The sequence below is a fragment of the Serinibacter arcticus genome (assembly GCF_004786095.1).
Taxonomy (GTDB): Bacteria; Actinomycetota; Actinomycetes; order Actinomycetales; family Beutenbergiaceae; genus Litorihabitans; species Litorihabitans arcticus.
This window is the reverse complement of sequence record NZ_RHPJ01000001.1, coordinates 217,019-242,097: the sequence shown is the minus strand read 5'-3', so window position 1 is coordinate 242,097 and position 25,079 is coordinate 217,019. Positions and strand designations below refer to the sequence as shown.

The 25,079-nt window shown below is 74.5% G+C and carries 20 protein-coding genes and 1 tRNA gene; 13 read left to right on the top strand and 8 right to left on the bottom strand.

The annotated features are described in order from the left end of the window. Nucleotides 1-107: 107 nt before the first annotated feature. Nucleotides 108-180 (bottom strand) — tRNA-Arg (locus SERN_RS01135). A gap of 93 nt (nt 181-273) precedes the next feature. Between SERN_RS01135 and SERN_RS01130 the strand changes: the two genes are divergently transcribed. Beyond that, entirely contained in the window at nt 274-1,173 is a 900-nt protein-coding gene (locus SERN_RS01130) for a macrolide 2'-phosphotransferase (protein ID WP_135848302.1), read from the top strand. Between the two features lie 21 nt (nt 1,174-1,194). Here the strand turns inward: SERN_RS01130 and SERN_RS01125 are convergent, their stop codons facing one another. Then, a complete protein-coding gene (locus tag SERN_RS01125) occupies nt 1,195-2,121 on the bottom strand; it encodes an EamA family transporter (protein WP_135848301.1) in 927 nt (308 codons plus the stop codon). A 55-nt stretch (nt 2,122-2,176) separates the two neighbouring features. On the opposite strand from SERN_RS01125, the gene SERN_RS01120 reads away from it, so the two are divergent. The 9 genes from SERN_RS01120 (at nt 2,177) to SERN_RS01080 (ending at nt 14,204) form a co-directional block, all read left to right on the top strand. Next, a complete protein-coding gene (locus SERN_RS01120) occupies nt 2,177-2,704 on the top strand; it encodes a MarR family winged helix-turn-helix transcriptional regulator (RefSeq protein ID WP_199241468.1) in 528 nt (175 codons plus the stop codon). A gap of 64 nt (nt 2,705-2,768) precedes the next feature. Further along, complete coding sequence (locus SERN_RS01115; protein ID WP_135848300.1) at nt 2,769-4,436, top strand: GTPase family protein; 1,668 nt, start codon at nt 2,769-2,771, stop codon at nt 4,434-4,436. Between the two features lies 1 nt (nt 4,437). Beyond that, entirely contained in the window at nt 4,438-5,790 is a 1,353-nt protein-coding gene (locus tag SERN_RS01110) for a GTPase (protein WP_135848299.1), read from the top strand. Nucleotides 5,791-5,907: 117 nt separating this feature from the next. Continuing rightward, nucleotides 5,908-6,471 carry a single-stranded DNA-binding protein gene (locus SERN_RS01105; RefSeq protein ID WP_135848298.1) on the top strand — a complete coding sequence of 188 codons (564 nt, stop codon included), beginning with the start codon at nt 5,908-5,910 and terminating at the stop codon, nt 6,469-6,471. 91 nt (nt 6,472-6,562) lie between these two features. Further along, a complete protein-coding gene (gene ettA, locus SERN_RS01100; RefSeq protein ID WP_135848297.1) occupies nt 6,563-8,245 on the top strand; it encodes an energy-dependent translational throttle protein EttA in 1,683 nt (560 codons plus the stop codon). Nucleotides 8,246-8,373: 128 nt separating this feature from the next. After that, a complete protein-coding gene (locus tag SERN_RS01095; RefSeq protein WP_135848296.1) occupies nt 8,374-10,455 on the top strand; it encodes a dynamin family protein in 2,082 nt (693 codons plus the stop codon). Then, nucleotides 10,452-12,140, top strand: a complete 1,689-nt coding sequence (locus SERN_RS01090; protein WP_135848295.1) for a GTPase — start codon at nt 10,452-10,454, stop codon at nt 12,138-12,140. Before SERN_RS01095 ends, SERN_RS01090 begins: the two co-directional genes overlap by 4 nt. Then, nucleotides 12,137-12,634, top strand: a complete 498-nt coding sequence (locus SERN_RS01085) for an acyl-CoA thioesterase (RefSeq protein ID WP_233251382.1) — start codon at nt 12,137-12,139, stop codon at nt 12,632-12,634. The genes SERN_RS01090 and SERN_RS01085 overlap by 4 nt, the downstream gene beginning before the upstream one ends. A gap of 10 nt (nt 12,635-12,644) precedes the next feature. Then, nucleotides 12,645-14,204, top strand: coding sequence for an Hsp70 family protein (locus tag SERN_RS01080; protein ID WP_135848294.1), 1,560 nt, complete (start codon nt 12,645-12,647; stop codon nt 14,202-14,204). 435 nt (nt 14,205-14,639) lie between these two features. Here SERN_RS01080 and SERN_RS01075 read toward each other — a convergent pair whose 3' ends face one another. Genes SERN_RS01075 through SERN_RS01060 form a run of 4 tightly spaced genes read right to left on the bottom strand, consistent with a single transcriptional unit; the run spans nt 14,640 to nt 18,265 of the window. Further along, the gene (locus SERN_RS01075) at nt 14,640-16,163 is read right to left on the bottom strand and encodes an SDR family oxidoreductase (RefSeq protein ID WP_135848293.1); all 1,524 of its coding nucleotides are present in this window, start codon (nt 16,161-16,163) and stop codon (nt 14,640-14,642) included. 44 nt (nt 16,164-16,207) lie between these two features. Beyond that, nucleotides 16,208-16,789, bottom strand: coding sequence for a DUF4126 domain-containing protein (locus tag SERN_RS01070; RefSeq protein ID WP_135848292.1), 582 nt, complete (start codon nt 16,787-16,789; stop codon nt 16,208-16,210). A gap of 58 nt (nt 16,790-16,847) precedes the next feature. Continuing rightward, a complete protein-coding gene (locus tag SERN_RS01065; RefSeq protein ID WP_233251381.1) occupies nt 16,848-17,771 on the bottom strand; it encodes an acyl-CoA thioesterase in 924 nt (307 codons plus the stop codon). Further along, on the bottom strand, nt 17,768-18,265 hold the full coding sequence (locus SERN_RS01060) for a globin (protein ID WP_135848291.1): 498 nt from the start codon (nt 18,263-18,265) through the stop codon (nt 17,768-17,770). The genes SERN_RS01065 and SERN_RS01060 overlap by 4 nt, the downstream gene beginning before the upstream one ends. 151 nt (nt 18,266-18,416) lie before the next feature. On the opposite strand from SERN_RS01060, the gene SERN_RS01055 reads away from it, so the two are divergent. Beyond that, nucleotides 18,417-18,647, top strand: coding sequence for a glucose PTS transporter subunit EIIB (locus tag SERN_RS01055; RefSeq protein ID WP_135848290.1), 231 nt, complete (start codon nt 18,417-18,419; stop codon nt 18,645-18,647). A 102-nt stretch (nt 18,648-18,749) separates the two neighbouring features. Here the strand turns inward: SERN_RS01055 and SERN_RS01050 are convergent, their stop codons facing one another. Beyond that, nucleotides 18,750-19,607 carry a mechanosensitive ion channel family protein gene (locus SERN_RS01050; RefSeq protein WP_135848289.1) on the bottom strand — a complete coding sequence of 286 codons (858 nt, stop codon included), beginning with the start codon at nt 19,605-19,607 and terminating at the stop codon, nt 18,750-18,752. Nucleotides 19,608-19,698: 91 nt separating this feature from the next. Between SERN_RS01050 and malQ the strand changes: the two genes are divergently transcribed. Both malQ and SERN_RS01040 read left to right on the top strand, forming a co-directional pair. Next, complete coding sequence (gene malQ, locus SERN_RS01045) at nt 19,699-21,885, top strand: 4-alpha-glucanotransferase (RefSeq protein WP_135848288.1); 2,187 nt, start codon at nt 19,699-19,701, stop codon at nt 21,883-21,885. Next, nucleotides 21,878-22,360 (top strand): PTS sugar transporter subunit IIA, encoded by a 483-nt coding sequence (locus SERN_RS01040; protein ID WP_135848287.1) that lies wholly within the window; start codon nt 21,878-21,880, stop codon nt 22,358-22,360. The genes malQ and SERN_RS01040 overlap by 8 nt, the downstream gene beginning before the upstream one ends. A 90-nt stretch (nt 22,361-22,450) precedes the next feature. Here SERN_RS01040 and pepN read toward each other — a convergent pair whose 3' ends face one another. After that, entirely contained in the window at nt 22,451-25,045 is a 2,595-nt protein-coding gene (pepN, locus tag SERN_RS01035) for an aminopeptidase N (RefSeq protein ID WP_135848286.1), read from the bottom strand. Nucleotides 25,046-25,079 lie beyond the last annotated feature (34 nt).

Sequence of the window (25,079 nt, the reverse complement as noted above, 5' to 3'; positions counted from 1 at the left end):
GGTGGCAACCGGTGGGCCGCGGCGGGCGCTGCATGGGACGCGGGGGCGACGGCGGCGCGAGGGTCTCGCGGACGTCGACGACACGGGCACCACGTCGTCGAGTGCGGTGCCCCCGGCAGGACTCGAACCTGCAACCTACGGATTAGAAGGCCGTTGCTCTATCCATTGAGCTACGAGGGCTGGCCGACAGAGCCTAACGGTCGCAGCGATCGCGGCTCCGAGCGGCCCAGAAAGCCCTGGGCGGCCGGCCGCGTCCGTGGCAGCGTGTCGGCCATGGACACCGTCGAGGACGTCGTCGCGCTGGCCGCCGCCCACGGGCTCGCGCTCACCGCACGGGGCGCCACCGTGACCGAGGCCGGGCTGGACTATCGCGTGGTGATGGCGGACGACGACGGGGGCAGCCGCTGGGTGCTGCGCGTCCCGCGCCGCCCCGACGTCGCCGACGGCATGGCCGCCGAGCTCCGCATCCTCGACCTGGTGGCACCCGTGCTGGCGGCCGACGGCGTCGCCGTCCCGGACTGGCGCGTCCGCAGTCCCGAGCTCATCGCCTACCCGGCGCTGCCCGGGGCACCCGGTCTGACGCTGTCGGAGGCGGGCGAACCCGTCTGGCACATGGACCCCGCGAGCGCCGACTACGCCGCCCGGCTCGGCCGGCTCCTGGCGCGACTGCACTCCATCGACCACGACGACGCGCTGGCCGCCGGCGTCGAGGTGCGGCCCCCGGCGCAGGTGCGGCAGGGGTGGCGCGACGACGTCGCGCGGGTGTCCGAGGCGTTCACCGTCGCGCCCGCCCTGCTCGGCGCCTGGGAGGAGTGGCTGGCCGACGACGACTGCTGGCCCGAGCGGACCGTCATGACGCACGGCGAGATCTACCCCGCGCACGTCCTGCTCGAGGCGGGCGGCGCCGTCGTCGGGGTCCTGGACTGGACCACCGCCCGCGTGGACGACCCCGCCCGCGACCTGTCGGCGCAGGTCGGTGCCGGCGGCGAGGACGCGCTGGCGGTCACCCTCGACGCGTACGCCGCGGCCGGCGGCCACGTCCACCCCGGGCTGGCTCGCCAGGCGCAGCACCTGTGGGACGCGTCCCCGATCGGGTACGGGCTCTACGCGCTGACGACCGGAGCCGAGCAGGACCGCGCAGCCGCGGGGGCGCTGCTGGACCCGAGCGGCTGAGGCGCCGGGGCCCGAGGGTGGTCAGGCGGCGCGCCGCGCCTCGATCGCGACCTCGGCGCCTGCCGCCGCACGGGACCGACCACCACTCCGTCCGCTCCGCCGCCCGGTCACCACCGTCGCCACGGCGATCCCGGCGATCACCAGCGCGATCCCGAGCGCCTGCGGCAGCGTCAGCCGCTCCCCGGACACGAGCACCCCGAGCGTCACCCCGCTCACGGGGTTGAGCAGCCCGATGATGCCGACCGTCGAGGCGGGCAGTCGCTTCAGGCCGGCGAACCACGCGAGGTAGGCGACCGCCGTCGCGATCAGCGAGACGTAGGCGAAGCCGGCCACCGCCGGCCCGTCCAGGGCCGGGGGAGCGCCCTCGACCAGGAGCGCGACCACCACCAGGAAGATGCCCGCCGAGGCGACCTGCCACGCCGTCGAGGCGATCAGCGGGGCGTCGCTGCGCCAGCGCTTGGTGAGCACGAAGCCGAACGAGGACATCAGCATCGCCGTCACCGAGGCCGCCACGCCCCAGAGGTTCACGGCGGCGGCGGCCATGCTGACGATCAGGGCGACGCCGACGATCCCCATCACCGAGCCCACCAGGGCGCGGATCGAGGGTCGCTCGGAGACGAGCGCCCACGCCATCAGCGTCATCGCGATCGGCGCCGCGGCCATGATGCTGCTGGCCACGCCGCTCGGCAGCGTCGTCGCGGCGATGTAGAGGAGCACGAAGAACGCACCGACGGTCAGGACCCCCAGCACGGCCGAGCGCCACCACCACGAGCCGCGCGGGAGCTGCCGCGCGATGAGCAGCAGCACGAGGCCGGCCGGCAGGGCGCGCAGGGTCGCACCCCACAGCGGCGCGTCGGCCGGCAGCCAGGTGTGCGTGACGACGTACGTGCTGCCCCAGACGATCGGCGCGAACGCCGTGACGAGGATCCACCGCCATGTAGCTTCCATGGAAGATATAATGCCTTCCCTGGAAGATATATTCCAGCGGCCCTAGGATCGAGGCGTGGAAGACCACGTCGACGAGATCCAGCGCGAGTGGCGCCGCGAGCGCCCGGACATCGATCCCGCGCCGCAGGCCGTCATCGGGCGGCTGCACCGGCTCGGCGGTCTCCTGATGACCGAGCTCGAGCGCGTGTACGCCGAGCACGGGTTCAGCCAGGGCGAGTTCGACGTCCTCATGACGCTGCGCCGCGCGGGGGAGCCCTACGAGCGCACGCCCGGCGACCTGGCGGCCCGCACGATGGTCACGTCGGGTGCCGTCTCCAAGCGCGTGGACCGGCTCGAGCGCGCCGGTCTCGTGGCCCGGCGGCGGAGCGCCCAGGACGGGCGCGGCCGCGTCGTCGCCCTCACGCCGGCAGGGTTCGCGGCGGCCGACGCCGCCTTCACCGACCACATGACCAACGAGCACCGCCTCGTGGCCGACCTCGACCCGCAGGACCGCGCCGACCTCGCCCGCATCCTGTCGGCGTGGCTCGTGCGGGTGGACCCCGACGGCGTCGCGCCCGGCGCGACGCCGTCCGACGACGCGTGACGCTCTTCACGGTGTCCCGGCGCGCGTCCCGGCCGACCGCGGCGACCTGGGGCAGGGTGGGAGTGTGACCTCCACGACGCCGTCCGGCCCCGACGCGGCCGACGCGCGTCCGTCCCGACCCACGGGCGCGACCGGCCCCGCGCTCGACGTCGCGACGAGCCTCGCCGGGCACCTGAGCGAGGTTGCGCTCCCGCTCGAGGTCCCCGGCGTCGCCCACGCCCGCGACCTGCGCGACCGCGTCCTGGCCCAGATCACCACGCACCTGATCCCGCGGCTGCGCGAGGCGGCCACGCCCGCGATCCTCGTGGTGGGCGGCCCGACGGGCGCCGGCAAGTCCACGCTCGTCAACACGCTCGCCGGTCGCACGGTCAGCCCCGCCGGCGTGCTGCGGCCCACGACCCGGCGCCCCGTCCTGGTGGTCAATCCCGCCGAGGCCCACCTCGTGGCCGATCACCCCGTGCGGCGCCTGGCGGACGTCGTGGCGGCCGACGGCGTCCCCGCCGGTCTCGCGCTCCTGGACGCCCCTGATCTCGACTCCGTGGACGAGGGCAACCGGCGGCTGTCGGTCGAGCTCGTCGAGGCCGCCGACATGTGGCTGTTCGTCACGACCGCCCACCGCTACGGCGACGCGCTGCCGTGGGAGATCCTCGACGTCGTGCGCCGCCGCGGCGTGACCATCGCCGTCGTGCTCGACCGCGTCGCGACCGACGTGCTCGACGAGGTGCGCCGCGACCTGCTCTCCCGGCTCGTCGAGTCCGGTTTCGGGTCGGTCCCGCTGCTGGTGGTGCCCGACGCCGGCCCGGTCGACGGCCCCCTGCCCGCCGAGAACGTGCGCGAGGTCGCGCAGTGGATCGGGCTGCTGGCCACCCGAGCGGGTGCGCAGGGCATCACCGCGCGCACCGTGCGCGGTGTCTGGAGCCCGCTGCGGGCCGAGGTCCGCGAGCTGCTCGACGCCGTCGTGGCGCAGACCGACGCCGCCACCGAGCTGACGTCGCTCGCGACGGGCGCGGCCGCCGTCGCCGCCGACGACCTCGTGAGTCAGCTCGCCGAGGGAGCGCTCGCCGACGGCGGCCCCACCACGCGCTGGCTGGTGCTCGCCGGATCCCGCGGACCGCTCGAGCCCCTCGCGCACGAGGTGCGCGGATTCCTGGCCCGACGGCGCGTGCCCCGGCAGGCGCCCGAGCGCGCGTCCGCCCTCGAGGTGCTGCGGGCCGAGGTCGACCGATCCTTCTCCGACGTGCTCGGACGCGCCGCCGCGACGGCCGAGACCGCCGTGCGCGACGCGTGGACCTCGGCCCCGACGGCGTCGCAGGCCGGATCGGCGCTGGCCGCCGACCGCGGCTCCGCCGTCGCCGCATCCGAGCGCGCCGAGCGGGTGCGCGCGGCCTGGGACGGATGGCTCGCCGACGTCGCCGCCCTCGTCCCGGTGGCGGCCGACGGCGGGTCGGAGGCGCCGCCGCTGCTGGAGGCCACCGGCCGCGGCACGCTGCTCCTGCTCGCCGCCGCGGGGATCGACGGCGCGACCACGGCCGCGCGCCGGGTCTGGCCCGCCGCGGAGGCCGACCGCGCGATCGCGGCGGCGCGCGACGCGCTCGCCGTGCACGCGCGCAACCTCGTGGCGGCCGAGGCGACCGGTTTCACCACGCCGCTCGCGCAGCGGTTCGACCCGGAGGCCGCCGCGGCGCTGCGGCTGCGCGTCGCCGAGCTGCGGATGCTGGCGGGGGAGGCCTGAGATGACGCGGGACGACGGTGGCGCGACCGGCGCCGTGACCGAGCGCGAGAGCGCCAGGCACAGCGAGCTGCGGGATCTGGTGGATGCGTCGGCGGACCGCCTGCCCCCCGACGTCGTCGCCACCGTGCGCACCGGCCTCGACACGGTCGGGGCGCGCCTCGCGCTCGGCGTGCAGCACACGGTCGTCGCGCTGGTGGGTGGCACCGGTTCGGGCAAGTCCTCGCTGTTCAACGCCACCTCGGGCCTCGACGTCGCCGACGTCGGAGCCCGCCGGCCCACGACCGCGCTGCCCACCGCGGGGGTCTGGGGCTCGGACGCCACCGCGCTGCTGGACCACCTCGACGTGCCGCGCGACCGCCGGTTCCGCGGTGAGCAGGCCCTCACCGGACCCGAGCCCGGCTCGATGGACGGCATCGTCCTGCTGGACGTGCCCGACCACGACTCCGTCGCGCAGGGGCACCGCCTCCAGGTCGACCGGCTGGTGCCGCTCGTCGATCTCCTCGTGTGGGTCCTGGATCCGCAGAAGTACGCCGACCACCGCCTCCACGGGGAGTACCTGCGCGGCCTCGCCGGCCGGCAGGACGCGATGCTCGTCGTCCTCAACCAGACCGACACCCTCACCTCCGACGGGCTCGGCCAGCTGCGGCTCGACGTCGCCCGCCTGCTCGTCTCCGAGGACCTCGGGGGCGTCGAGATCCTCACGACGTCGGCGCGCACCGGCGACGGCATCCCCGCCCTGCGCGAGACGCTTCGCCGCACGGGGGAGCGCAGCTCGACCAACCGCTCGGCCGTCCGCGCGCAGCTCGACGCGCTCAGCGCGACGCTGGCGGGCGCGCTGGGGGCCTCACCCGTGCCGACCCTGGACGTGCCGGCCGCCGCGACGCGCCTGGGCGAGACCCTCGGCGTCCCCGCCGTCGCCGACTCCCTCGCCGCCGCCCATCGCGGCTCCGGCGTCCTCGTCACCTCCGTGCGCGAGCCGGCGCGGGCCCGGATCGAGGCCGTCCGCACGGCCTGGGTCGGCGACCTGACGGTCGGGCTGCCGCCGGCGTGGCGCTCCGCCGTCGACGCCGCCGTGCCCGACGCCGGAGCGATCGCCGAGGCCGCCACCGCCGCCCTGCGCGAGGTGCCGGTGGCCGCGACGCCCGGTCCGGGGCTGCTCGCCCGGTTCCGGCGGGCCCGGCTGGAGCGCGAGGGCGCCGAGGCCGCCGCCGCGTACGCCGCCTCGGCGCAGGACGCGCTGGAGCGTTCCGTGACGACGGCGGTGGCCGGCGCCCGCGCCGAGCTCGACCGCCTGGGCGCGGCGCGGCGCACCCTCGAGGCGGGGCGGTTCGCCCCGGCGTCCTCCGGCGCCTGACTGTCCCCAGAGCGCCGGCCCGCCGGAGCGGTCACCTCTCGTCCGGTCAGGCCCCCGCGCCGTCGGCCCCCGCGCCCATCCTCGGGTCACGCACCACCCCGATCCGAGGAGCAGACCATGAACGACACGACCATCACGATCCGCGGCAACGCGGGCTCCGTCCCCGAACTGCGCACGTCCGCGACCGGCACCGTCTGGACCAGCTTCCGGCTGGCCAGCACCTCCCGTCGCCGCTCGCCCGACGGCGGCTGGGAGGACAAGGCCACCCTCTGGGTGAGCGTCACCGTCTTCCGGGCGCTCGCCGAGCGCGTCGCCGCGACCGTCCGCAAGGGCACACCGCTCACGATCGTGGGAGACCTCTCGCACGAGGAGTGGGTCACGCAGGAGGGTGCCCCGCGCAGCGGACCGGCCGTCATCGCGCGCAGCGTGGCGGTCGACCTGGCGGGTGGCAAGGTCACCTGGACGCGCACGGACCCGCCGTCGGGCGGCACCGAGCACCCGCACAGCGCCGACTCCTTCACCCGGTCGATCACCGGCTCCGGCGCGTACGACGAGCCCGCCGAGCCGGAGGAGGCCGGTGAGCCGCGCGACGTCTCCCACCTGGTGACGGTGGGCTCCGAGGCCGGCGACGGCGACGGAGGCGCCACGGGCGCGAGTGGCGGTGGCGAGCCGCCCTTCTGAGCCCTCGCCGCGGGACGGGTCGGGGCCGCCGTCGGCCACGCGCGTAGGCTGGCCCCAGACAACCCACCCGTTGAAGCTCTGAGGGAGAACTGTGGCGGAGTACATCTACTCGATGGTGCGCGCACGCAAGGCGCACGGCGACAAGGTCATCCTCGATGACGTCACGATGTCGTTCCTGCCCGGCGCCAAGATCGGCGTCGTCGGCCCGAACGGCGCGGGAAAGTCGACGATCCTCAAGATCATGGCCGGGCTGGAGACGGCGTCCAACGGCGAGGCCCGGCTCAGCCCGGGCTACTCGGTCGGCATCCTGCTGCAGGAGCCGCCCCTGAACGAGGAGAAGACCGTCCTCGGCAACGTCCAGGAGGCGGTCGGCGAGCTGCTCGCGAAGAAGGCCCGCTTCGAGGCCATCGCGGAGGAGTTCGCCAACCCGGACGCCGACTACGAGGCGCTCACGGACGAGATGGGCAAGCTGCAGGAGGAGATCGACGCCGCCGACGGCTGGGACGTCGACGCCCGCCTCGAGCAGGCCATGGACGCGCTGCGCTGCCCGCCGCCGGACGCGGACGTCTCCGTCCTGTCCGGTGGTGAGCGCCGCCGCGTCGCGCTGTGCAAGCTGCTGCTCGAGGCGCCCGACCTGCTGCTGCTGGACGAGCCCACGAACCACCTGGACGCCGAGAGCGTGCAGTGGCTCGAGCAGCACCTCGCGCGCTACCCCGGCGCCGTCCTGGCCGTGACGCACGACCGGTACTTCCTCGACAACGTCGCGCAGTGGATCGCCGAGGTCGACCGCGGCCGCCTGTACCCCTACGAGGGCAACTACTCCACCTACCTGGAGAAGAAGTCCGCGCGCCTGGAGATCCAGGGCAAGAAGGACGCCAAGCTCGCCAAGCGTCTGTCCAGCGAGCTCGAGTGGGTCCGCTCCAACGCCAAGGGTCGCCAGGTCAAGTCCAAGGCGCGCCTGGCGCGCTACGAGGAGATGGCCGCCGAGGCCGACCGCACCCGCAAGCTCGACTTCGACGAGATCGCGATCCCGCCCGGCCCGCGGCTGGGTTCGGTCGTCATCGACGCCAAGAACCTGAAGAAGGGCTTCGACGAGCGCGTGCTCATCGACGGCCTGTCCTTCACGCTGCCGCGCAACGGCATCGTCGGCGTCATCGGCCCGAACGGTGTCGGTAAGACCACGCTGTTCAAGACCATCGTCGGACTCGAGTCCCTGGACTCCGGGGACCTCAAGATCGGCGAGACGGTCAAGATCTCCTACGTCGACCAGAGCCGCGGTGGCCTCGACCCCAAGAAGACGCTGTGGGAGGTCGTCTCCGACGGGCTCGACTTCATCCAGGTCGGCAACGTCGAGATCCCTTCGCGCGCCTACGTGTCGCAGTTCGGCTTCAAGGGCCCCGACCAGCAGAAGCCGGCCGGCGTCCTCTCGGGCGGTGAGCGCAACCGTCTGAACCTGGCGCTCACGCTCAAGCAGGGCGGCAACCTGCTGCTGCTCGACGAGCCCACCAACGACCTGGACGTGGAGACCCTCGGCTCGCTCGAGAACGCGCTGCTCGACTTCCCCGGCTGCGCCGTCGTCGTCTCGCACGACCGGTGGTTCCTCGACCGCGTGGCGACGCACATCCTCGCCTACGAGGGCACCGAGGATAACCCCTCGAACTGGCACTGGTTCGAGGGCAACTACGCGTCCTACGAGGAGAACAAGGTCGAGCGTCTCGGCCCCGACGCCGCGCGCCCGCACCGCGTCACCTACCGCAGGCTCACGCGCGACTGACCCTGCGTCGATCCGCGAGCGAAGGCCACCACCCCGGCGGGGTGGTGGCCTTCGTGCTGTGTGAGTTCCACGTTCGTCGCGGGCGTGGCTGACGCGGTCGGGACCGCCCGAGCAGGCAGGATGGCCCCATGAGCACCCCTGCGGAGACCGGGAGCGGCGCGGCCTCCGCCAGGGCGACGCTGATGAGCAGTCTCGACGTCGTCCGCGGGCGCCTCGTGGCCACCACGCTGCCGCTGGCGGGAGCCGGGGTCGAGGAGGCGCGGCGCCGCCGTCGTGACCTCACCGACCAGCTCGACGACTACCTCCTGCCGCGCCTGCGGTCCGACGGCGCACCCCTCCTCGTGGTCGTCGGCGGCTCGACCGGCGCCGGCAAGTCCACGCTCGTCAACTCGCTGCTGGGCGCCCCGCTGACCCGCCCCGGCGTGCTGCGCCCCACCACGCGCTCGCCCGTCCTCGTGCACCACCCGGCCGATGCGCCGTGGTTCACCTCCGAGCGCGTCTTCCCCACGCTGCCGCGCCTGGCCACCACGCGCGACGACGGCGCCGCCGCCCCCCAGCGCGAGGACGCGACCACGGTGCGCGCGCTGCGTCTGGCGCCGTACCCGGGCATGCCGCCGGGCATGGCGCTCCTGGACGCGCCGGACATCGACTCGCTCGAGACCGCCAACCGCGACCTGGCCGCGCAGCTGCTCGCCGCCGCGGACCTGTGGCTGTTCGTCACGACGGCGGCCCGCTACGCCGACGCCGTCCCCTGGGACCTGCTGCGCCAGGCCGCCGCGCGCCGGGCCCAGATCGCGCTCGTGCTCGACCGCGTCGACCACGGCAGCGACGAGGTGGTGGTCGACCTCTCCCGGCTCATGACCGCGCACGGGCTGGTGGACGTGCCGCTGTTCGTCGTGCCCGAGGCACCGCTCGACGCGACGGGGATGCTGCCGGAGACCGCGGTGGCCGACGTCGCCGGTTGGCTCTCCGACCTCGGTGCCGACTCCGGCGCGCGCGACGAGGTCGCGCTCGCCACGCGCGACGGCGTGGTCGACGACGTCGCGGCCAGCGTCCGCGCCCTCGCCGACGCCGTCGACGCCCAGGTCGACGCCGCGCAGCGTCTGACCGACGCCGTGGACAGCAGCTACGGGCAGGCGCGCGCGCAGGTCAGCGAGGCGACCTCGGACGGCGCGATGCTCCGCGGCGAGGTCCTCGCGCGCTGGCAGGACTTCGTCGGGGCGAGCGACGTGATGCGCACGATCGAGCGCGGCGTGGGCCGGGTGCGCGACGCCGTCGGCGCGTTCTTCCGCGGCGGTCGCGTCAGTCCCGACACGGTCGAGGTCGCGATCGCCCACGGGCTCGAGGCCGTCACGCTCGACGCCGTCGAGACCGCTCGCGAGCGCACGCGCGCACTGTGGCGGGCCGATCCCGCGGGCGCAGGCCTGCTCGAGGGTGACGGCGCCTTCTCCACGGGCGTCACCGGCGCGAGCACCGCCGACCTGCGCGCCGTCGTCGCGCAGCAGATCCGCGGCTGGCAGGAGGACGTGCTGGCGATCGTCCGCGAGCAGGGCGAGGACCGGCGCGGCCTGGCCCGCGCGCTGTCGTTCGGCGTCAACGGGCTCGGCGTCGCCGTCATGGTGGTCGTGTTCGCCGGGACCGGCGGTCTCACCGGTGCCGAGGTCGGCATCGCCGGCGGGACCGCGCTCCTCGCGCAGAAGGTGCTCGAGGCCGCGTTCGGGGACGACGCCGTGCGCCGGTTGACCGTCCAGGCCTCGCGCCGCCTCGACCAGCGTCTGGGGTCGGTGCTCGACGCCGACTCCTCCATCGCCCTGACCCGCGTGGCCGCGCTCGGCATCTCCACCGACGACGGTCCGGCCCTGCGCTCGGCCGTGGACGCGGTCGTCGCCGCGGCCCGGGCCGAGCGGGTCGAGCGCGAGGGCGGTCTCGGTGTCGGGACCGTGCACGCCCCGGCGATCGGTCAGACCCTCGCGCCGCGGTTGCGCGGCGCGGACCTGCGTGGCCAGGTGTCGGGCACCGGTTCGCTGATCCACCTCTCGCCCTACCAGCGCCAGCGCGATGCGGCGGAGGCCGCGGGCGGTGCCGGTGGGTCGGGCGGTGCGTCCGCCGGCGGCGCCGACGCAGGAGCGGGCGCAGGATCGGGCACGGGCGAGGACGGCGGCCGTCCCGGCTTCTGGCGTCGCATCTTCGGCCGCGGGGACGACGCGTGAGGGCCCGCGGCGGCCACCGCACCGGTACGGACCTCGCGTCCCGGACCGCGTCGCTGCGCGAGCTCGTCACCGCCGGTCACGACCGGCTCCCGCCCGACGTGCTGGGCCCCGTCACGTCCGTGCTGGAGCGCGTCGGCGAGCGGGCCGCGCTGTCGGCCGAGCACACGGTCGTGGCCCTCGCGGGTGCGACCGGCGCAGGCAAGTCCTCCCTGTTCAACGCGCTCGTGGGGGCGGAGGTCGCCCGCACCAGCCGGCAGCGTCCGACGACGTCGCTCGCCCTGGGCGTGGTCGCCGAGTCCGAGCACCTGCGGACCGGGTCGACGGCGCTGCTGGACTGGCTCGGCGTGCCGCAGCGTCACGACCTCCCCGTCAGCGATCGCCACCGCGACGGGCTCATGCTCCTGGACCTGCCCGACCACGACTCCGTCGTCGCCGAGCACCGGGTCCGCGCCGACCACGTCACGCAGCGCGCCGACCTGCTGATCTGGGTCACCAACCCGCAGAAGTATGCCGACGGCGTGCTGCACTCCTCCTACCTGGCGCCGCTGGCGGGCAAGCCGCGGGGCCTGGTCGTCGTCGTGCTGAACCAGATCGACCGGCTCTCGCCGCAGGACGCGGCGGCCTGCCTGGCCGACCTGGCGCGGCTGGTGAAGCAGGACGGGCTGGACGCGGAGGTGGTCGCGACGTCGGCCACCACGGGCGCCGGCCTCGAGGAGCTGCGCGAGGTCATCTCGGGGGCTGTCCAGCGCCGCACCGCGATGGCCGCCCGCCTCTCGTCCGAGCTGACGGGCGCCGCGGACCTCGTCCTGGCGCGCCTGCCCGAGCGGCCCGACGCGGCGCGCGCGACCGAGCGGGCGCACGCCACGCTGACGGCTGCGCTCGAGCAGGCGGCCGGGGTGCCGCTCGTCGTCGAGGCGGTCCGCGGATCGGCGGTGCGCGACGCCGTCGCGCACACCGGCTGGCCGCCGACGCGCTGGGTGCAGCGCTTCCGCCGGGATCCGCTGCGCAGCCTCGGGCTGCGGCTGCCCGGGGTCGGCTCGTCAGGTGGTTCGTCCGCCACGGCGGGTGCGTCCGGCGTCGCCGGCGCCTCCACCGACCTCGTCCGCTCCTCGCTCCCGGAGCCCTCGCCCGCGCTGCGCTCCGCCGTCGCCAGCGCCGCCCGCGCCTACGTCGACTCCGCGACCAGCCGGCTCCCGGCGACCTGGGGCGAGCGGGTCCACACCGAGGTCGTCGGCCGCGCGCAGCGGCTGCCGGACGACCTCGACCTCGCCGTCACGCAGACCTCCGTCGGTGCCGTCGCCCCGGCGCGCTGGTGGCGCGCCGTCGGCGTGTGGCAGTGGCTGCTCACGGGAGCGCTCGCCGCGGGCCTGGTCTGGCTCGCGGTGCTCGCCGTCATGGCGTACCTGCAGGTCCCGCCGCTCCTGACGCCCGTGGTCACCCAGGGCAGCCTCGAGCTGCCGTGGCCGACCGTGCTCGCGATCGGGGGAGCGGTGCTCGGGATCCTGACGGCCGCGTTCGCACGCTGGGCCGCGAACGTCGGGGCCGCGCGGCGGGCGAGACGCGCTCGGGCCCGGCTGCGACGCAGCATCGACGGCGTCGCGCAGGAGCACCTGGTCACGTACGTCGGCGCCGAGCTCGCGGCGCTGGAGTCGATCCGCGCCGCCGCACGTCGGGCCCGCGCGTGACCGCCCGGCTCCGGATCCCGGTCGCGGTGCGCTGGGGCGACCTGGACGCCTACGGCCACGTCAACAACGCCGACGCCTTCACGCTGCTCGAGGAGGCGCGGATCGAGGCGTTCTGGGCCAACGACGCGCGCCCCGACCCGTGGCCGACGGCGATCCTCGCGATGGGTCCCGGCGCCGCCGTCCAGACGCTCGTGGCGCGCCAGGAGATGGAGTACGCGCGGCCGATGCCGCACTCGCGCTCGGGGTTGCTGGTGCAGCTGTGGATCGGTCGGATGGGCGGGTCGAGCATCGAGGTCTGCTACTCGATCCACGACGTCGAACCCGACCTGGCGCGGATCGGTCCGCCGCTGACCAGCCCGGCCTACGCCGTCGCCACGACCACGCTGGTGATGGTGACGACGGCGACCGGCGCCCCGACCCGCCTGCTGCCCGAGCACCGCGCGGCCCTCGAGCCGCACCTGGACACCCCGGTCGCGTTCCGCCATCGCCGCTAGGGTCGGGACCATGCGTCTCGGGATCGACTTCGGCACCACGCGCACGGTCGTCGCCCGTGCCGATCGCGGCAACTACCCCGTCGTGACGTTCCGCGACGCCGACGGGGACGGTCACGAGTACCTGCCCAGCGTCGTCGCCCTCTCCGGTGGCGAGCTCGTGCACGGGTTCGAGGCTCTCGAGGCCGCGCGCGACGGCGCCCCGCACGTCCGGTCGTTCAAGCGCGTGCTCGGCGAGGCCGGGACCACGCACCTGACGCGGATCGACGTCGGGGAGCGCAGCGTCACCGTGCTGGACCTGCTGTCCGACTACCTCGGGGCGCTGCGGACGGCCGTGCTGGCGTCGGTGGGGGAGGACGACGGCGATGCTGCCGGCCTCGGCGCCGCAGCCGGCCCAGGCCGTCTCGAGGCCGTCGTCTCGGTCCCCGCGCACGCCCACACCGCGCAGCGCTACCTGACGATCGAGGCGTTCCGACGGGCCGGGTTCGACGTGCTGCAGCTCGTCAACGAGCCGTCGGCCGCCGGGTTCGAGTACACGCACCGGCAGCCGCGCACGCTGTCCTCGCGCCGCACCGACGTGCTCGTCTACGACCTCGGGGGCGGCACGTTCGACGCGTCGCTCGTGCAGGCGGACGGGCTGCGGCACGAGGTGCTGGACTCGGTGGGCGTCAACCGGCTGGGCGGGGACGACATCGACGTCGTGCTGGCCGAGACCGCGGTCCGGCTGGCGGGCGAGGCGGGTGGGTCGACGGAGCTGACGCGCGCGCAGTGGCGCCGCCTGGTCGACGACGCGCGCGACGCCAAGGAGCGACTGACGCCCCAGACGCGGCGCATCGTGCTCGACGTCGGCGACCTGCCCGTGATCGTCGCGGCCGAGGACTTCTACGCGGCGGCGACGCCGATCGTCGAGGCGTCCGTGACCGCGATGGAACCGCTCGTGGCGCGCCTCGCTGGCGAGGACGGTGCCCCGCTGGCCTCGGTCGCCGGCATCTACCTGGTCGGCGGCGGCTCCGGGCTGCCGCTCGTCCCGCGGCTCCTGCGCGAGCGGTTCGGGCGACGCGTCCACCGCTCGCCCTACCCGGCCGCGGCGACGGCGATCGGACTGGCGATCGCCGCCGACCCCGACGGCGGCTTCACGCTGCAGGACCGGCTCTCGCGCGGCTTCGGTGTGTTCCGCGAGCGGGACGCCGGGAGCGGGCTCGCGTTCGACGAGATCCTGTCCCGCTCGGCCCGCGTGCCGCGCGAGGGCGACGTCACGATCACGCGGCGCTACCGGCCCGCGCACAACGTGGGTCACTTCCGGTACGTGGAGTACACCGCGGTGGACGACGACGGCGCCCCCCAGGGTGCGCTCGTCCCCTTCGCGCAGCTCGTCTTCCCCTACGACCCGGCCCTGCAGGGGGCGACGGGAGACGGATCCGGTGCTGCCGACGGCGGTCTGGAGTCGATCCCGGTCGCACCCTTCGACGCCGAGCACGACGTGGAGGAGACGTACACCCTGGACGCCGACGGCGTCATCCGCCTCACGCTCACCGACCTCGGCACCGGTTTCGCCCGCACCTTCAGCCTCTGACGTCGCGGGCGGGCGGACCCGCCGGGCCCCTCCCCGCCAGCCCCGCAGCCCCGTCCCGCCGGGCCGGGTGGGCATCCGCCCGCACCCGTCCCCACCGTTGGTGCGCACGTCCGGTCGCTTCGCGTGCCCGGAAGCGACGGAACGCGCGCACAACCGGGATGCCAGGCACCCGGTGGGCCTGCCATCACCGGCTACCGGGAGCTGCTCTCGGGGCCGGGGCCGGGGCCGGGGCCGGGGCCGGGGTGGGTCAGGGGTCGTCGCTGTGCACGGATGGCCGCCCCGACGCCGCCGTGGCGACCACCGGTGCACAGCGAGCCTGCCGTGGCGACCACCGGTGCACAGCGAGCCTGCCGTGGCGACCACCGGTGCACAGCGAACCGGCGTCACGGCCGTCCGTGCACATCGAAGCGCGGCCGGCGGGGGCCGACCAACCGGTCAGACGCTCCCGGCGACGTCCTCCACCGCGCGACCGCTCTCGGCCGCCGCCCGCTTCGCGGCCTCGGCCGCCTCACCGATCCCCGCGATCATCTGGCTGAACACCAGCGGGTGGAACGGGACGAGCGAGTACCAGTACAGCTGACCGGCCAGCCCGCGGGGCCGGAACTCGGCGTGCTGCGTGATCCGGGTGCCGTCGCCGTGCGGCTCGAGCCGGAACTCCAGCCACGCGTACCCCGGCAGGCGCATCTCGGCGCGCAGCCGCAGCATCGTCCCTGGCACCACGTCCTCCACGCGCCACACGTCCACGACGTCGTCGAGCGCCAGCTTCTTCGGCGACCGTCTGCCGCGGCGCAGGCCCGGGCCCCCGACGAGCCGGTCCATGATGCCCCGGACGCGCCACGCCAGCGGCCACGAGTACCAGCCGGACTCCCCGCCGATGGCCTGCAGGACGTCGAAGACCTCGGCCGGCGTGGCGTCGACGTCGAGGGTGCGGACGTCCTCCAGCTCCGAACCGCCCGCCCAGTCGGGATCGCTCGCCTGACCCTGACCGGGGTCGACGCGCCACGCGTCCGACCAGCGGGTCTCGACGGCGTCGCCCTCGATCTTCGCCAGCGCGAGCGTCACGGCGCGGTCGAAGCCGACCAGACCCTCGGGCGGGTCGGGCACGTACGTCTTGATGTCGCTCTCGTGCGCGACCACCTCGTGGATCAGCGACCCGACGAGCGGCTTGGCGATCGACGTCGGCACCGGCGTGACGAGGCCGACCCAATGGCTCGAGAGCCGCGGCGTCAGCACCGGCACCGGCACGATCGTGCGCCGCGGCAGCCCGGCGACCTTGGCGTAGCGGTGCATCATCTGGCGGTAGGTCAGCACCTCGGGTCCACCGATGTCGAACGTCCGCGACACGTCGGACGGGATGTCGGCCGCGCCGACGAGGTAGTGCAGGACGTCGCGCACCGCGATCGGCTGGATCCGCGTGTCGACCCACTTCGGGGCCACCATCGCCGGCAGCCGCTCGGTGATGTAGCGCATCATCTCGAACGACGCCGAGCCGGAGCCGAGGATGACCGCGGCCTGGAGCGCCGCCGTCGGGACGCCCGAGGCGAGCAGGATGTCGCCGATCTCGCGCCGCGACTCCAGGTGCAGCGACAGCTCGCCCGGCTCGGCGTCGGGGTGCATCCCGCCGAGGTAGACGATGCGCTTCACGCCCGCCTCGCGCGCGGCCTGCGCGAACGTCAGCGCGACGCGGCGGTCGCGGGCCGCGAAGGTGTCGTCGGCGGACAGGGAGTGCACGAGGTAGTAGACGACGTCGACGCCCTCGAGCGCCGCGCGCGTCGCCGTCGCGTCGGTCAGGTCGGCCTCGGCCACCTCGATGTCGCCGCGCCACGGTCGGTCGCGCAACCGGCCGGGGTTGCGGGCGATGCCGCGCACCGCGAAGCCGGCTCGCAGGAGCTCGGGGACCAGGCGTCCCCCGACGTACCCGGTGACTCCGGTCACCGCTGCCACACGCTTGTCCGTCATGCCCCCAGTCTGCGCCCGACGGCCGGGTATGCGGCCGTCTCGTCTCACACCCGACGACGCCGGCGCCGCCGCACGAGCAGCACCGCCGCCACCACCGCACCGGCCAGCAGCACGAGGACGAGCACCGGCACGAGGATCGCGGCGAGCACGAGACCGATGCTGGTGACGTCCTCGGCGGTCGACAGGACGGGCGCGCTCACCCCCACCGTCGCGGCGTTCGCGACCGGGCGGACCCCCGCCTTGGTCAGGTGCACGACGAGCGCGACGACGACGCCGATCACGATCGGGATCCACCTGCCGTCCGCGAACAGCGAGCCGGGATCGGTCACCGCGACCGTCTCGCTCCCCACGCCGGACGCGAACACGATCCCGCCGGACGCCGGCCGCACCAGCGTCTGGACCACGTCGTTGACGGAGTCGACGGCCGGGATCTTGTCCGCGACGACGTCGACCAGGCACAGCACCCCGAGCACCCCGAGCAGCCAGGGGTTCTCCAGCCACGTCCATCCGGCGGGCAGCGTGACGAGGTCGGTGAACCGCCCGAGCAGGCCGAGCGCCAGCAGCGGGACGTAGGCGTTCAGCCCCGACGCGGAGGCGAGACCGAGGCCGGTGAGGAGTTCGAGCACGGCGACACCGTAGCGCCGTCGGCCCGCCCCGGTGATGTGGGCGGGTCAGGTTCGAGCGTCAGGCGGGAGGCCGCTGACGACGCCGGACCATGCCCTCCTGCGCGATGCTCGCCACGAGGTGTCCCTCGCGGTCGTAGACGCGTGCCGTGCCCAGCCCGCGACCACCCTGCGCGGCGGGGGAGTCCTGCACGAACAGCAGCCACTGCGTCACGTCGACGTCGCGGTGCCACCACGTCGCGTGGTCCAGGCTCGCCACGAGCAGGCCCGGCGTCGACCACGCCAGCTCGTGACGGCGCAGCACCGGCTCGAGCATCGCCTGGTCGCACGCGTAGACCAGCAGCGCGGCGCGCAGGTTGCGATCGGCGACGGCGGAGGCGGGCAGCTCGCTGTGCGCCCTGATCCACATGGCCTGGCGCGTGCCGGGCTCGGGATCGGGGGAGAGGTAGAGCTGCGGTTCGACGTGCCGCACGTCGAACGCCGTGCGCGGGGCGAGGTAGCGCCGCGTGATCTCGGGCGAGGACCGGAACAGCAGGTCCGAGCTGGGCAGCCCCTCGGGTCCGGGCACGTCCAGCGGGACGGGCAGCGCGTGCTCGAACCCCTCCTGGTCCTCCTGGAAGGAGGCGATGAGCGACAGGATCGGCACGCCGTCCTGGAGCGCGTGGGTGCGACGCGCGGAGAACGAGCCGCCGTCGTGCAGCTCCTCGACGGCGAACGTGAGCGGGTGGTCGAGGTTGCCCGGGCGCAGGAAGTAGCCGTGCACCGAGTGGACGAACCGGTCGCCCGGCACGGTGCGCCCGGCCGCGACGATCGCCTGGCCGAACACCTGACCGCCGTAGATGCGCCTGTTCGCGTGCGGCAGCGAGTCGCCGGCGAACGTCAGCGGCGCCGTGCGGTGCAGGTCGAACAGGTCGACGATCGAGGCGAACACCTCGTGACCCTCCGGGACGCGGTCGTCCTCCACGCTCTCTCGCGCGTCGGTCACAGCAGGCTCCGTCCGTGGGGCGGGTCGAGCGGGGTCGGCCGATCCCCCTGGACGGCGGCCTGCGCCGCGGCCCGGACGTCGACGTCGTCCGACGCGTTGACCATCGCGTGCGCCGCGCGCTCGAGGTAGTCCCAGAGCGTGGCCTCGTGCAGGGGTGGCAGGTCGAGCGACAGGAGCGCGGCGCGCATGTGCGCGAGCCACCGGTCGCGCGCGGCGGGCGTGACGGCGAACGGCGCGTGGCGCATCCGCAGCCGCGGGTGGCCGCGGAGGTCGGAGTAGGTCGACGGTCCGCCCCAGTACTGCACGAGGAACTGCTCCAGGCGCTCCTGCGCACCGTCGAGGTCCTCGGGCGGGTACATCGGCGCGAGCAGGTCGTCGGCGCGCACGCCGTCGTAGAACCGCTGCGTCAGGAGCGCGAACGTCTCGTGGCCCCCGACCTCGTCGTAGAACGTGGAGGCGGGCTTGGGGAAGGCCGGACCGGGTGCAGTGCTCACCCGTCAAGGGTAGGCGGCGTGCACGAGGGCGGGTGGCCGGTGGACGGCTGTGCACGGGACGCCGGGTCCTCGGTACAGTGGTCCGGGTCACGGTGGGCGCGAGGTCGCGAAGCCGTGGCCTTTCTCGACCCGACAACCCGGAGGCACACACATGTCCAAGGAGCTGGATTTCCTGGCGGATCTCGGCGGTGCCGCGAACGTCCTCGAGGTGGAGCCCTGCATCACCCGGCTGCGCGTGGAGGTGGCCGACCCGGCGCTCGTCGACGACGCGGCGCTGAAGTCCCACGGCGCCTTCGGCGTCGTGCGCTCGGGCCACGTGGTCCAGGTCGTGGTGGGCCCGGAGGCCGACGACCTGGCCGCCAAGCTCGACGCCGTGCGCTGAGCACGCCCGCCAGCAGCAGGAACGACGACGGCGCCGCCCCCTCGGGGACGGCGCCGTCGTTCTGCCCGAGGGCGCGAGCGGCAACGCCTCGGAAGGCTGCGATCAGGCGAGCTTGATCCCGCGCGAGGTGAACTCGCCGTAGAGCCGTCGCCGCAGCACCGACGCGACGCGCTGATTCTCGCCCGGCTGGGCGTTGGCGCGGACCTGGAGCACCGCCGACGTCGCCGAGATGTCGCTGACGCGGACGGTCGGCTCCCGGTCGGTCAGCACCAGGCCGGCGAGCGCGGGCTCGGTCAGCGCGGTCCGGACGAGGTCCTCCACGAGGTCGCGCGCCTCGTTGAGGTCGGTGTCGGGGTGGAGCGCGATGTCCACGACGGCGAGCGACCAGCCCTGCGACTCGTTCGCCACCCGCAGGATCTGGCCGTTGCGGACGTACCAGAGCCGGCCGTCGTCGTCGCGGATCGTGGTGACCCGCAGCCCGACCTCCTCGACGGTGCCCGCTGCGAGCGTGCTGCCCAGGGCCCCGAGCTCGACGCGGTCCCCGACGTTGCACTGGTTCTCCACGAGCATGAACAGCCCGGCCAGCAGGTCGGAGACGACCGACTGGGCGCCGAACGCCAGGGCGACACCGACGACGCCGGCCGAGGCGATGAGTGGCGCGATGTCGACACCGAACTCCGACAGGACGACGGAGAAGACGATGATGCTGACGACGACGGTCAGGGTCGAGGCGAGCAGCTGGTGCAGGGTCTTGAGGCGCCGGATGCGCGCGTGGTCGACAGGCACGGAGCCGAGGGTGACGGTGAACCTGCCCGTCTTCTCCACCTTCGCGCGAGGGGCGCGGGTGAGCCGGCCGACCACCCGACCGAGCACCCACCGCGCGAGCACGACCAGCAGCGCGCCGATGGCGATGATGATGGCTGAGCGGATGGCGGCTTCCTGCGCGTTCTCAAAAGTCACGCCCCAACCCTAGGTCGAGCCGCTGGGTGCGTGCTGGGTGCCTGCGGGGCACCGGTCTGGCAGGATCGGGGAGGCCCAGGAAAGGACACCCATGACCAGCGACGACACGCAGCGCCAGGACCCGCCGTCCGAGGCGCTGGTCGCCCTTGCCGAGTCCTTCGGGATCGCCACCAGCTACCACTCCTTCTTCGGCGATCTCGTCACCCCGCCGGCGGCGACGCTGCGCGCGGTGCTGGGTGCGATGGGTGTTGCCACGTTCACGCCCGAGCAGGTCGACGCGGCGCTGGAGCAGGCCCGCACCGCGCCGTGGCGCGAGCTCGTCCCGGCGTCCGTGGTCACCCGTCGCAGCCGCGACACCCACGTCCACGTGCACGTGGCCGACGGGCACGACGCGAGCGTCACCCTCCACCTGGAGGACGGCGGCACCCGCGAGCTCGAGCTCGACGGGTCCTCGCCCGAGAGCCACGTCGTGGACGGCGTGACGGTCTGGCGGCTGCGCGTGACCGTGCCGGCCGAGCTGCCGCTCGGCTGGCACGAGCTGCGCGCCCGCCAGCGGCCGCGCGACGGTTCCGACGGCGCCCACCGCGAGGCCACGACCGTCCTGGCCGTGACGCCCGACCGGCTCGACGTCGTCGACCTCCGCCCGGGCTACGGCGACCGCGCCTGGGGCCTGATGGCACAGCTGTACTCGGTGCGCTCGCGCGCGTCGTGGGGGATGGGCGACTTCGCCGACCTCGGCGACCTGGCCGACCTCGCGGGTCACCGCGGCGCCGACTTCCTGCTGATCAACCCGATCCACGCCGCCGAGGTGGTCGGGCGCATCGAGCCCTCGCCGTACCTGCCGGCGACGCGCCGCTTCGTCTCGCCGCTCTACATCCGCCCCGAGGACGTCCGCGAGGCCGCCTACCTGCCCAGCAGCCAGCGGGCGCTGGTCGAGTGGAGCCGGGACAGCGTCAAGGACTCCAACGACGACGCCGACCACCTCGACCGCAACGCCGCCTGGGCCGCGAAGAAGGCCGCCCTCGAGGTGCTGTTCCAGGCGCCGCGGTCCGCCGGTCGGCAGCGCTCCTACGAGGCGTTCGTCAGCAGCGAGGGTCGCTCGCTCGCCGACTTCGCGCTGTGGTGCGCGCTCGAGGAGCACTACGAGGGCACCGTCCGCCCCGACGAGGCCGACGACGCCACGAGCGACCTCGTCGCCCGGCTGCGGGGCGAGCTCACCGAGCGCGTCGCCTTCTACTCGTGGCTGCAGTGGATCGCGGACGAGCAGCTCGCCGCCGCCCAGGCCGCCGGTCTCGCGGCCGGGATGAAGATCGGGATCATGCACGACCTCGCGGTCGGCGTGCACCCCGAGGGCGCCGACTCCTGGTCGATGCGTCGGATGTTCGCCCCCGGCATCTCCGTCGGGGCCCCGCCCGACATGTACAACCAGCAGGGTCAGGACTGGTCGCAGCCGCCGTGGCGCCCCGACGCCCTCGCGCGATCGGGCTACGCGCCGCTCCGCGACATGATCCGCGGCCTGCTGCGGCACGCGGGTGCACTCCGGATCGACCACATCATCGGCTTTTTCCGACTGTGGTGGATCCCGGCCGGTCACGGCGCCGACGCCGGCACGTACGTCCGCTACGACCATGAGGCGATGATCGGGGTGCTGGCCCTGGAGGCCCAGCGCGCGGGCGCCGTCGTGATCGGCGAAGACCTCGGCAACGTCGAGCCGTGGGTGCGCGACTACCTCTCCTCGCGGGGTGTGCTCGGCACGTCGGTGCTGTGGTTCGAGTACGAGGAGGACCGCCCCACGCCGCCGGAGCACTACCGCCGCCTCCTGCTCGCCACGGTCAACACGCACGACCTGCCCCCGACGGCGGGCTACCTCGCCGGGGAGCACGTCGACCTGCGCGCGCGGCTGCACCTGCTGACCGAACCGGTCGAGCAGGTCCGCGCCGCCGCCGACCGCGAGCGCGAGGTCGTCCTGGGTGTCCTGCGCGAGCGCGGCCTCATCGGCGAGCACCCGACCGAGCGCGAGATCGTCGAGGCGCTGCACCTGTACCTCGTCGGCACCGACTCGGTGCTGCTCGGCGTCGCGCTCGTCGACGCCGTCGGGGAGCGTCGCGCGCAGAACCAGCCGGGGACCAACACCGAGTACCCCAACTGGCAGATCCCGCTCGCGGACTCGGCCGGCAACGCGGTGCTCGTGGAGGACCTGGCCCAGGTGAGCCGGTTCGACTCGCTGACCCGCGCCGTCGACGCCGCGCTGCGCCGGAACGCCGACGAGCGTGGCTGACCTGACTCTCGGAGCGCCGCTGCCCGGCGTCGTGACCGCGCTGGCGGACGTGCCGGACGAGGTCTTCGCGACGGCGATGATCGGCCCCGGCGTGGCCGTCCGGCCGTCCGCGGCGGACGCTCCGGCCGGCGCCGCCGGCCGCCTCGACGTCGTCGCCCCGTGCGCGGGCACGCTCGTCAAGGTGCACCCGCACGCCGTCGCGCTGGAGGCCGCCGGGGGCGTGGGCGTGCTCGTCCACCTCGGCATCGACACGGTCGGTCTGGGGGGCGAGGGATTCGAGGTCCTCGTGGCCGACGGCGACGCCGTCGTCGCGGGTCAGACGCTGCTGCGCTGGGACACCACGGTGGCCCTGGCGGCCGGGCTCAGCGTCCTGAGCCCGCTCGTGGTGATCCAGGGCGGTGACGAGGTGTTCACGCTCGTGGAGCCGGGCACCGTCGTCGCCCCGGGCGATCCGCTGCTGCGCGTCACGGCCTGAGCGTCCACGCTCCCGCGGAGCGCGCTCGCGGGGAGGATGCGCGGGCTGGGCGCCCGCGGATCCTCCCCACGAGAGGGTCGACGCGGGGCGTCAGCCCTGCGCGCGGTCCACGGCCTGCACCGCGAGGGCGCGGCGCACGCCGTCGGCCGCCTCGACCACGAGCCGGCGCAGCGCCGGCGTCCGGTCGCCCAGCTGCGCGAGCCACGCGTCCGTCAGCGCGATGACGTCCACCCCGAACGAGGCGTCGATGTCCGCGAGCCACGACGGGTACAGCCACGTGACCACGTTCTGCGCCATCTCGTTGGTGCGCTCGGCCCACACGGTCTCGAGCGCCGCGAAGTAGCGCTCCACGAACGGCACCGTGAGCGCGCGGTCGTGCGTGCGGGCGAACCCGAGCAGCGTGGCCACCTGCTGGGCGTTGGGCAGCTCGTCCGCCGCCACGACCTTGGCCCAGACGGCCTCCTTGGCCTCGGGGGTCGCGATCGCGGCCCGCGCCCCGGCGGCGGCGCGCTCACCGCTCGCGGTCGCGTCGCGCTGCAGCTCGGCGGCGATCTCGGCCTCACCGGCCGCGCCGCCGGCCACCAGCGCCGTCAGCAGCTCCCAGCGCAGGTCGACGTCGATCGCGAGCCCGTCGATCTCGGTAGACCCGTCCAGCAGCCCGCGCAGGCGGGCGAGCTGGTCGGGGGTGCGGGCCCGCAGCGCGTACGCCTTGGCGAACTGGAGCTGCGCGTCGGAGGAGGTCCCGGCCGCCGTCGTCAGCTCCCACAGGCGCTCGGCCGCCCGCTCGCCGACGTCGCCGCGCACGGCGGGGTCGACCAGCTCGCCGATCGCCTGGTTGAGCTGGCGCAGCAGCACCATCACGACCGTCGAGTCGGTCTCGGCGTCGATGTTGCCCAGCACGAGGTCGACGAAGCTGCGTGCCGGCCACTCGCCGTCGCGCGTCATGTCCCACGCGGCGCCCCACACGAGGGTGCGCGCGAGGGAGTCCGTGAAGCCGCGCAGCGACGACAGCGCCGTGGCGAGCGAGTCGTCGTCGAGCCGGATCTTGGCGTAGGCGAGGTCCCCGTCGTTGACCAGCAGCAGGTCGGGGGCAGGCTCGCCGTCCCACGCCGTCACGGGCGTGAGCGCGCCGTCGACGTCGAGCTCGAGGTGCAGGCGACGGACGAGCGTGCCGTCGGTGACGTCGTAGCCGCCGATCGCGAGCCGGTGCGGCCGCAGCGTCGGCCACTCCGGCGGCGCCTCCTGGGCGACGGCGAGCGAGGCGATCCGGCGCACGCCGTCGTCACCCGTGGTGGTCTCGAGAACGGGCCGCAGCAGCGTGACGCCCGCCTTCTCGAGCCACACGCCGCTCCAGCCGGACAGGTCGCGGCCCGAGGTGCGCTCGAGCTCGCGCAGCAGGTCGGGCAGCTCGGTGTTCGAGTGCGCGTGCGCCTTGAAGTAGGCGGCGACACCGGCCATGAACTCCTCGGCGCCGACCCACGCCACCAGCTGGCGCAGCACGGAGGCGCCCTTGGCGTAGGTGATGCCGTCGAAGTTGACCTCGACGTCCTCGAGGTCGTTGATCTGCGCCACGATCGGGTGCGTCGAGGGAAGCTGGTCCTGCTTGTAGGCCCAGGACTTCTCGAGCGAGGCGAACGTCGTCCAGGCGTTGGTCCAGCGCGTGGCCTCGGCCGTGGCGAGCGTGGAGGCGTACTCGGCGAACGACTCGTTCAGCCACAGGTCGTTCCACCACTTCATGGTGACCAGGTCGCCGAACCACATGTGCGCGAGCTCGTGCAGGATCGTGACGGCGCGGCGCTCGACCATCGCGTCGGTCACCTTGGAGCGGAAGACGTAGCTCTCCAGGAACGTGACCGCGCCCGCGTTCTCCATCGCCCCGGCGTTGAAGTCCGGCACGAAGATCTGGTCGTACTTGGGGTAGGGGTAGGGGTAGTCGAACTGGGCCTCGTAGAACGCGAAGCCGCGGCGCGTGACGTCGAGGATCTCCTCCACGTCGAGGTGCTCGGCGAGGCTCGCGCGGCAGTAGACGCCGAGCGGGATCGTGCGGCCGTCGCTGCTGACGAGCTCACCGTCGCCGCCCGCGTACGGGCCGGCGATGATCGCCGTGACGTAGCAGGGGAGCACGACCGTGGGCTCGAAGGTCCAGGTGGACGACGGCGCCCCGTCGCCCGTGTCGGTCGCGACCGGCTCCGGCGTGGGGGAGTTGGAGATGACGCGCCAGTGCGACGGCGCCGTGACGGTGAAGGCGAACGTCGCCTTGAGGTCGGGCTGCTCGAAGACCGCGAACACGCGGCGCGTGTCCGCGACCTCGAACTGCGAGTAGAGGTAGACCTCGCCGTCGACCGGGTCGACGAAGCGGTGCAGACCCTCACCGGTGTGCATGTAGGCGCAGGACGCCTCGACCACGAGCTCGTTGGTGGCGGCGAGGTCGTCCAGCTGGATGCGGGAGTCGGCGAACACCTGCGCGACGTCGAGGTCGCGGCCGTTCAGCGTGACGCGCTGCACGGACGGCGCGACGAGGTCGATGAACGTGCTCGAGCCGGGCTCGCCGTCGAAGTGCACGACGGTGCGGGAGCCGAAGACCTTGTCCCCGCGCGTGAGGTCGAGGGCGATCTCGTAGCTGCGGGTGGTGACGACGGCGGCGCGCTGCTGCGCCTCGGCGCGGGTGAGGTTCTCTCCGGGCACGGTGGCTCCTTCGCGGTGGGACGGTTCTGCGCTC